At 38.2% G+C, this 9206-nt stretch carries 9 protein-coding genes; 7 read left to right on the forward strand and 2 right to left on the reverse strand.

The features are described from left to right. The first annotated feature begins 1081 nt into the window (after positions 1–1081). The 5 genes from ENO17_00900 (at position 1082) to ENO17_00920 (ending at position 4420) form a co-directional block, all read left to right on the forward strand. Positions 1082–1588: a nitroreductase gene (locus tag ENO17_00900; GenBank protein HER23616.1), complete on the forward strand. Its 507-nt coding sequence runs from the start codon at positions 1082–1084 to the stop codon at positions 1586–1588. Between the two features lie 211 nt (positions 1589–1799). Next, positions 1800–2009, forward strand: a complete 210-nt coding sequence (locus tag ENO17_00905; GenBank protein ID HER23617.1) for a hypothetical protein — start codon at positions 1800–1802, stop codon at positions 2007–2009. An 18-nt stretch (positions 2010–2027) separates the two neighbouring features. Then, entirely contained in the window at positions 2028–2267 is a 240-nt protein-coding gene (locus ENO17_00910) for a hypothetical protein (protein HER23618.1), read from the forward strand. A gap of 140 nt (positions 2268–2407) precedes the next feature. Beyond that, the gene (locus ENO17_00915) at positions 2408–3625 is read left to right on the forward strand and encodes a hypothetical protein (GenBank protein HER23619.1); all 1218 of its coding nucleotides are present in this window, start codon (positions 2408–2410) and stop codon (positions 3623–3625) included. Between the two features lie 63 nt (positions 3626–3688). Continuing rightward, positions 3689–4420 (forward strand): radical SAM protein, encoded by a 732-nt coding sequence (locus ENO17_00920; GenBank protein ID HER23620.1) that lies wholly within the window; start codon positions 3689–3691, stop codon positions 4418–4420. 112 nt (positions 4421–4532) lie between these two features. Here ENO17_00920 and ENO17_00925 read toward each other — a convergent pair whose 3' ends face one another. Further along, the gene (locus ENO17_00925) at positions 4533–6416 is read right to left on the reverse strand and encodes a DUF4412 domain-containing protein (GenBank protein HER23621.1); all 1884 of its coding nucleotides are present in this window, start codon (positions 6414–6416) and stop codon (positions 4533–4535) included. Positions 6417–6649: 233 nt separating this feature from the next. On the opposite strand from ENO17_00925, the gene ENO17_00930 reads away from it, so the two are divergent. Together ENO17_00930 and ENO17_00935 are read left to right on the forward strand one after the other, a co-directional pair. Further along, positions 6650–7381 carry a hypothetical protein gene (locus tag ENO17_00930; protein HER23622.1) on the forward strand — a complete coding sequence of 244 codons (732 nt, stop codon included), beginning with the start codon at positions 6650–6652 and terminating at the stop codon, positions 7379–7381. Between the two features lie 44 nt (positions 7382–7425). Then, entirely contained in the window at positions 7426–8850 is a 1425-nt protein-coding gene (locus ENO17_00935; protein HER23623.1) for a radical SAM protein, read from the forward strand. A 4-nt stretch (positions 8851–8854) separates the two neighbouring features. Here ENO17_00935 and ENO17_00940 read toward each other — a convergent pair. Further along, positions 8855–9206, reverse strand: a 352-nt coding sequence (locus ENO17_00940; protein ID HER23624.1) for an EamA family transporter, incomplete at its 5' end; no start/stop codon positions are given.

Consider the following 9206-nt stretch of genomic DNA (forward strand, 5'->3'; position numbering starts at 1 on the left):
ATATTGTAATTACTCACTCTAGCTTTGTAGGTATTAACCAATATCAAACAGCCAAGGCTGCAGTAGTGGCTATCCCGGTTTTAAAACCCAATGGTAAATTAATTATGATAGCAAATAACAATGATGAGGATTTGATTGGCAGCGATAAATATAAAGCAGTTTTACATCTATTAAAAATAATAGGAGCAAAACAATTTAATCGTTTAATTTTATCACCTGATTGGACTTTTATTCCTGATCAATGGCAAGTGCAAATGTGGACTCGCTTGTTTTCTAAAATTCCCCCGGAAAATTTTATTTATTACAGCCCTCGACTTTCTTTTAATGATTATAAAATTATTCCTGGCGTTGATGGAAATATATTTCTTCCCAAAACTGAAAGATACAAATGTAATTTGAAGAACGCTGCTCAAGTCATTGAAAAAGCGGTAGAAGCAGCCATATCTGAATTAAAAAGCAATCTACAAGAAAAAATAAAAATTGCCTATTTAGCAGATGGTCCCTATGGAGTACCGGTAAAAAAGACAGTGTAAAATTTACTGGGGTATTTTAGAAGTCTTGCTATATTATTGGTACGGATTTATACGGATTTATCCAACTCCCGTTTCTATAGGCAACGTACTATTTTTATCTATGATATTTAGCTTGATTTTTGATCTAATTTTTTTAAATCTTCTATTTCTAATGTATCTTCCAGATCATCCAATTCCTTTAATTCATCCGATCCTACATTATTACCTATAGAATCTTTATCTTTTTTCATTGCACTTTTCTCCCTTCTATTTCTTAAAGATTTTCATATTTTGTTTTATTTTTTATCTTTTCTACTGAGAAAAGACATATTTTGTATCATTATAATACTTTTTTTATCGTAGTCCAAAATTTTATTCAGATATTCTAAAAAATATTAAAAGAAAAAATTTTTTCACTAAAGAAAACTACTCCCAAAATATTGACACAGAAAAAAATATACTGAAACTTGATTGATATGCGAGTAATAGTTATTATTATAGAGTATAATGGAAAGAAGTATTGGGGTAGATCCAAAAGTAAAATCAACAGAGAAGGAGAGTAATGTATTATGGAATTTCAGGAATTGATCGAACGAAGATATAGCGTACGAGCGTATAAAACGGATGATGTACCATCCCATATAATCAATAAGGTTTTAGAGGCGGCAAGACTGGCTCCGACAGCAGCCAACAGACAAAGTTTTAAACTTTTTGTCATCCAAACTGCAGGCTTTAAAGATGAATTAAAAAAAATATACCGCCAGGAATGGTTTGCTCAGGCTCCTTATGTCATAGGAATATGCGGGATCCCGGAAGGAAATTGGGTTCGCCGGGATGGAAGGAATTATGTCGATGTCGATTCGGCTATTGTAATGGATCATATCATTCTTTCTGCAACGGATTTGGGGCTTGGCACTTGTTGGGTAGGAGCCTTTGATCCGAATGCAGCACGAAAATTCCTTGATCTCCCTCAAGACATGGAACCCATTGCTTTTACACCGATAGGCTATCCGGCAGATAATCCAGGAATAAGAAAACGCAAATCCCTTAATGAATTGGTTCTTTATATAAGATAGAGATTTATTTCTCGTAAACAGGGGAGGGTCTATAGTAATATCGATGAGATCAGACCTTATTCTGCAGTGACTACGGTTATTTAAAAAATGAAAAAAGGGAAGCAAAGATTTAGATAAATTGATATAAAGAAAAAGCAGAATAAGAGAAGAATTTGTATTACCTCGAGCTCAGGTTGGTTATTATTCAACCTGCTTTTTTATTAGTGCCGCGGTGCTTTCCATTTTTACCTGCGGCATTGTAGATAGTCTGGGACCAAAAAAGAATATACTTCTGGGAATTGAATATCTAGGCGGTATATTAATCCTTCATGGACTATTTCCTTCCTATGACCTTCTTTTATTGATGGCTTTTGTGGCCGGACTGGGTTTTAGTATCATATCACCTTCTGTCACGAAAGAAGTCATGATTGCTACGCCTTAAGAAAAGCGGACCTTTTCCATGGGTGTTGCTCAGACAGGTTTTGGCTTGGGTGGTATCATGGGAACAAGTTTCTTGCCATTTCTGGGAAAAAACCTGGGCTGGCGGATAGCGGTTCAGTTTGCCGCAGTTTTTATATTGTTAACCGTTTTGTCTTATCATTTCTTTTTGGATTTTTGGTACTGGGTTGGTCGGGAGTGTACTTGGCTTCAGTTGGTGAAGTCGCCGGTGGCAAACAAGCTGGAATTGCAACCGGGTTAGTTTTACTCTTTGTAGGGAAAATCAAATTTATTAGCCACTGACTCATTATATACGTTATAATAAGTTAATACATTTTAGTATTTTAAGAAAGCTAATAGCTAAAATAAATAATAATTTATTAAAAAATAGGAGGGATTTTAATGAGCAGGAAATTTATTTTGATATTAATAATGTTGTTCTTTTTCTTTTGTTGTGTGTTGGAGGGAGTTGCCATTCAGGCTGAACCTTCACTGGTTTCTTTCTCTTCCGGTGCCTTAATTGTGGAAAAGTCAGCCGAATACAGTAAGCAATGGGGGAATATCTGGATAATCGATGAAAATCCTGAAACCGGTTGGTGTTCTCCCCAAGGGCAAATTGCCGACAATACCCTGGTCATTGAGCTTACCGAGGAAACTGTCTTTGACAGTCTGGAGTTTGATACGGCCTATGTAGATACAGCAAACAGTGCTGCCAAAGATATTGTAGTAGCACTTTCTAATGATGGTCCTATAGAAGGTTTTCAGAAGATTGCCCATGTGTCTCTTGTAGATCAACAAGACAATCAGCTTTTCCCGGTCGATGTCAGTATATCGGGTAAATGGTTGAAGCTGACCATTTTGAATAACCACGGTTCTGACGAATATACCGAACTGATGGAATTTCGCGCCTATGGAAAACAATTGACCAATACTCCGCTACCCGATGTGTCTGGAACTTATGAGACGAATTATAATGATTTTCATCTTCGCCAGCAGGGAACCTCGGTGACGGGGTGCTATGAATACGATGAAGGTATTTTAAACGGAGGAATTGAAGGACGTATCATGAAATTTACCTGGAAAGAAACAGGCCAGCAGGGCTCGGCCGTTATGGTTTTTTCCTCCGATGGAGAAAAGTTCTTCGGCCTTTGGTGGTATGAGGGTCGAGAAGATATACAGGGTGATGTATGGGATGGTACTAAGAAGTCCCAAGAAGTAGGTGGCTGCCCCCATTGGGGTGGTGGCGTGCAGGAGCAAATGACGGCAGAGCTTCTGGAATACGGGAGAGTCAGGATTTACGGAATTAACTTCGATTATGATTCGGATGTTATTCGGGATGAATCCAAACCCACATTAGGTAAAATTGTGGCTATGCTTAATTCCGAGCAGATCATGAAATTGATAATTGAGGGACATACTGATTCAGACGGTTCGGAAGAGCACAATCTTCTTCTTTCTCAAAAACGTGCCGAATCAGTCAAATCTTATCTGGTATCCGCAGGTATCGATTCTGCCCGGCTTTTTACCAAAGGATATGGCGAGTCGATGCCGGTCACACCTAATACGACGGCTATCGGAAAGGCTCAGAACCGGCGGGTGGAGTTAGTCGTCAAAGAGTAAGCCAGCCTTGAAAGCCCTCTTTTAACGGAGGTAGTTTTTTGGTACAATGTATTTTATAATAATATGATCATAAAAGAGATCCAACCCAAAACGATTCTATCCATATCAAAAGTTTATCCATACGTTATTAATCCTTACATAGGCTGCCAGCATAATTGTTCATACTGCTATGCTCGTTTTATGAAAAGATTCAGCGGTCATCGTGAACCCTGGGGACAATTTGTTGACCTAAAGGTCAATGCGCCTGAATTACTAAAAAAAGCAATCATCAGGAAAAAGCCGGGAAAAGTCTGGATAAGTGGCGTATGTGATCCCTACCAGCCGCTGGAGGCAAAATATAAACTTACCTGTCAGTGTTTAGCAATACTTGCAGAAAATAATTGGCCGGTCGTAGTCCAAACAAAATCGCCCCTGATCTTACGGGATATGGATATCCTAAAAAAGGGGAGTGATTTTGAGGTGGGTTTTAGTATAGGAACAGCCGATGATAGGTTTAGGAAAATATTTGAGCCCGCTGCTCCGGCCATAAAGGATAGGGTAATGGCGCTTGATGAATTACACCGGGCTGGCCTGCGGACTTATGCCATGATCGCACCGATACTTCCGGGGGCAGAAGATCTGGCGGAAGTCCTGGCAGGAAAAGTTGACTATGTGATCATCGATCGAATGAACTATCGATATGCCGACTGGGTTTACCGAAAATATGGCCTGAAGGACAAAATGACGGATGATTTTTTTGCTTGCACAAGCCGAAAACTTTCCCTGGCATTCAATCAATGGGGAATTCATTGTTAGGGGATAATCTTATACCGGATGATTGATACAAAAATAAAAACCTCCTGATTGAAGATCAAGAGGTTTTTATTTTTAAGGCTGCATGACAACGTATAAGTTTTAATATGAATTATCACTGGGTCAATAGTTGAATGATCTCCTGGTATCCTTTCTGTTTTACCATATCTAAGGCAGTCTTGCCGGTTTTATCTTTTAAGGTCGGATCGGCACCGTATTCCAGGAAGAGCTTTACCAATGCTACATTTCCTTTATAGGCGGCCTGCATAAGGGGCGTTGTTCCGTTCTTGGTGGAGAGATTGGCGTCGGCATCTTTTTTTAGGAATAATTCAACGATTTGGTAATCTTCCTCACTTTGCGTTTGCAGGGCTTGTGTTGTTACCTTACCCAGGGCGGTAGAATTGATCTGGCCGGCGCTGCCGACTTTAGAATTGGGGTCGATCCCCGCTTGCAGTAACATCGGTACCATTTCACGGTAATGACTAAAATTTCCTGCTGCTTTGGTTAGAGCATTATTACCGTACGTATCCTGATAGTTGATATCGGGATGATAATCCAGGATTAAGGAAACCATATCGGGGGTTCCTTGAGCACAGGCACTCATCAACAAGGAATCCGTAGAAAAGACAATCAAGCTGGAATCTACGCCTGATGTTAGGGCGGCATGTACTGCCGTAAGGTTATTTTTCATCACATTCTGATTTAATTTTTGGATCTCTTCTTGGGATAATTCTTTTTTTGTCGGGGTCGATTGCTCCAAAATAACCTTTACGCCACAGGAATCCCCGCTGACGATATCCATCGTTTTGATCTCCCCCTGCTGGAATTCCCATTGTCTGGTTTCGCCGTTTTGCAAAGAAAGACTCAATTTTTCCAGAGGATCCAGATATTCTCCCTTAAAGAAAGTGATTTCAATCTGGGAAGTAGCGGAAGATTGATTATCGCCCATGAGCGCTAACCGAATAAGTTTATTGTCACTTAAAGATAATCCCTGTCCGAAATTTTCAAAAAGATAATATTCTTGTCGCTTGATCTCATCGGTAAAAGGAGATTCCTGAAGAACACTTGCCCGAACCATTCCTTCTTCTACCTTTATCTGAATTTCATCTACCTTGAGACCACTGCTGAAGGAGGGTTTGGTTTTTGCATTTGAGGTAAGGGTTTTCTTGATGACTTGAGAAGCAATAGACTCTCCCGATCGAAAAGGGGTGACGGTAACGGAGGCATCGCCATTACCGGTGTTCTCGATGATCAGATTTTTCTCTAAAGCAGGGTTGACTCGGATCTGCATGATCTTTCCTGAACGTAGTGTCCTTCCTATAGGGGATTCCCCCTCTATTTTTCCGGTAGTTGCCTTTGGGCTAACCTGATTATTACCCGTTCCTGCCTGGGCTTGTTCTGCCGGTGATGCCATTTTTGTATAGCCTTCGGGAATCTGAAACTTTTCTTCATCCTGGCTGCCCGCCTGAATGTTGAGCAGTTCGAAAGTACTTTGTCCCGCATTTATCAGGGGGATAGCGATTTTTACTCTGTGATTTAATTCCGGAGAATACCAGACTTCGGCGCTTGGTTCGGTCGCGCTCTGCTGGCTGTAATAGACATATTTTTCACATTCAAAATCAGCAATTATTTCTTTTCCGGTTTTTTCTTCCTTATAGCCTTCGGTGATCATATCCCAGGCAATAATAGGGTTAAACAAAAACATTTCTTCCTTGGATAATTCCATATAAAATTTCATGATCGGTTGGATGCCGATATAAGAATCATCCTGTCGATTAGCAATGATAATCATGGGCTCTCCACTGCTGTCTTTCCCTTCCAGTCTATAGAGATGGTCCTTCACAAAATAATCAAAATAGTAGGTACCTTCCGGTTGCTGGATCTTGATCTGCGCCGAGAACTCCTGAGCAACTGCCGAAGTAGCAAAAGTTACTAAAAACAAACAAAAGAGCAAAAGAAATGTCTTCTTGCAGAAAATGGGGCAGATTTTCTTTTTCATATTATTAAACTCTTTTTCATTGATTTGGTCTTTTTTTTATTCTACACTAAAAAATCTTGAAATAAAAATTTTGTTTCTCTCTACTAAAAGTATCTGTAAAGAAGCTGCTAAAACGCTAGTGTAAACTGTGAGGTAACAAAATTTTACATAATTGCAGGAAAGTGATACACTTAATAAGTAAATATTGTAATTTTTTTTAAATTAATTTTTGGGTCTTTTGGGAGATTACGCTTATGAGTATAACTGAAAGACAGCAGGAATTTTTACAATCATTAATCTATCTATACCAAGAGAAAGAGACTCCCATTCATTATTCAGAAGTCGCCTTAAAAATGGGAGTAAGCAAATGGACTGCTTATGATATGCTGCAATTGCTCCACAAAGAAGGTTTCCTGGGAATAGAGTACTTTATCCCGGAATCAGGTCGTTCTATCATTACCTTCTTTCCGACTAAAAAGGGATCCCTTGTTTCTAATCTTCCCCAAAGAAAATTATCTGCAAGATCAACCGAACTGAATAAATTAAAGAAAGAAATCATTCAAAAATTTGAGGAAGTAAAAGGAACGTTTAACCTAAAAGAAATATTTAAAGAAGCTTTAAAAACAAAATCTCCTCTTATTTTTTGTGCTTGTGTTTTGCTTATCCTTATCCTTCTCACAAAAAAAATTACCCAGGGGATCGCTGAGATAAAATTATTAAGCCAGGTAATTCCTCACGGTATGACCGATGCCTATATTGAATTCGCCCTAATTGTCTTTGTAGGTATGTGTTTTGGAATTCTAACTAAATATATCAATAATCTTCCAAAATATACAAGCGGTTCAAATAAAAATTTAAATGAGTATATAGGCTACATTCAAACCTACAATCAATATATTTCGCAGATGGATAAAAATGAGCAAAAATCATTGTTAGATTTTTTAAAAGACACTTTAGACGAAATAAATATGAAGAACAAAGATTAATTTTCTAAAAATAATTTTATTTTTTTTTATGGGAGGAAAGCATTATGGATTACATAGATAATTTGAAAAAGTACACTACAAAACAGACCGTAAATCTCATTATGAAAGCCCTAAGCAATACTTCCGATGACAATCTTATTCGATTAACCTATGCCGCAGAAAGAATCGCTCCTAAATTCAAATCCGAAATAGGAAAAGTAAGAAAAATGTTTAAAGATAAGGCTCCCGCTTATTTTATCGCCCAAAAAGTCTTAAAAGAGATCCATCCTAATGTTCGGGACAAGATGGTATTAAATTTTATGATTAATTATATTTTATTGGGACCAAAAAATAGAGAGAATTTTGAAAAAAAAGAAGGTATCCCCTGCCCTGCTACCTTAGTTATCAGCCCCACCATGAGATGCAATCTTAGATGCGTAGGATGTTATGCCGGAGATTATTCCAAAAAAGATGACCTCCCTCTCGAATATGTAGATAAAGTCATAACTGAAGCCAAGGAAATGGGAACTTATTTCTACGTTATATCAGGCGGTGAACCTTTTATTAGAGATGATATGTTGGATATTTACAAAAAACATCATGACGCAGCCTTTATGATTTACACCAACGGAACCTTTATCGATAAACATATGGCCTTAAAACTCCAAGAATTAGGCAATGTCGCTCCGGCGATAAGCATAGAAGGATTTAAAAAGGAAACTGACCAGCGTAGAGGAAAAGGGGTATGGGGAAAAGTATTACAAGCTATGGAGAACTGCAAGGAAGCCAGACTGATTTATGGTTTTTCTATTACTCCTACTAAATACAATACTGAAATCGTCTACAGTGATGAATTGATGAAATTATTAACGGAAGAGAAAGGTTGTGTTTTTGGTTGGTGCTTCACTTACATCCCTATCGGTAAAGATCCTGATGTAAATTTAATGCAGACACCGGAACAAAGACTTTATGGTTGGAGAAGAGTCAATTACCTGAGAAACAAGTACCCGGTCTTTATCGGAGATTTCTGGAATGACGGAATGCATGTTAATGGTTGTATTGCCGGAGGCCGCCAGTCCGGATATTTACATATAAACGTAAAAGGAGATTACGAACCCTGTGTCTTTACCCACTGTGCCACTCATAATGTCAAAAATACCTCCTTAAAGGAAGCTCTGGCTTCTCCCTTATTTAAGGCTATAAGGAAAAGGCAGCCCTATTCTGATAATTTAATGTTGCCTTGTATGATTATTGATAATCCCAAAGTGTTAAGGGAAGTAGTTAATGAATGTAATGCATACCCAACACACGGTAACGCTCATACAATATTAACCAAGTGTGCAGAGCATCTGGATCAATATTCGAAAGCATATCGTGAACTTTCCCAACCTTTCTGGGAAAAAGTATATGTCAAAAAAGAAGGCATGCCTAAAACAATCCCCGAAAAAGTTGAAGAGGTGAAAGATCTGATAGAAGAAATAAAAAAATAAAAGATTAGTTCTTTTCTTCCTTTTGAGATATGGCCATACCAAAGATTATCAACAATCCTCCTACCCAGGCAATAACTCCAACTGTCTCTCCCAAGAGCATATAGGCAAACATTGCTGCAAATATCGGTTCTCCGGAAAAAATAATCGCGGTTTTAGTAGCAGTGGAATGCCTTTGAAATCTATTTTGCATATAGAAGGCCAAAGCAGTAGCAAATATTCCCGTTATCACAATTGACCACCATATATCAGCTGAATAGAAAAGATGAATAGCCGGCCTCTCAAAAATTAAAGCCATGATTAAAGATAATATAAAAACTACTGTTATTTGGGTAATAGCTAAAAGAATATAATCTACC

This window comes from Candidatus Atribacteria bacterium (assembly GCA_011056645.1).
Classification (GTDB): domain Bacteria; phylum Atribacterota; class Phoenicimicrobiia; order Phoenicimicrobiales; family Phoenicimicrobiaceae; genus Sediminicultor; species Sediminicultor quartus.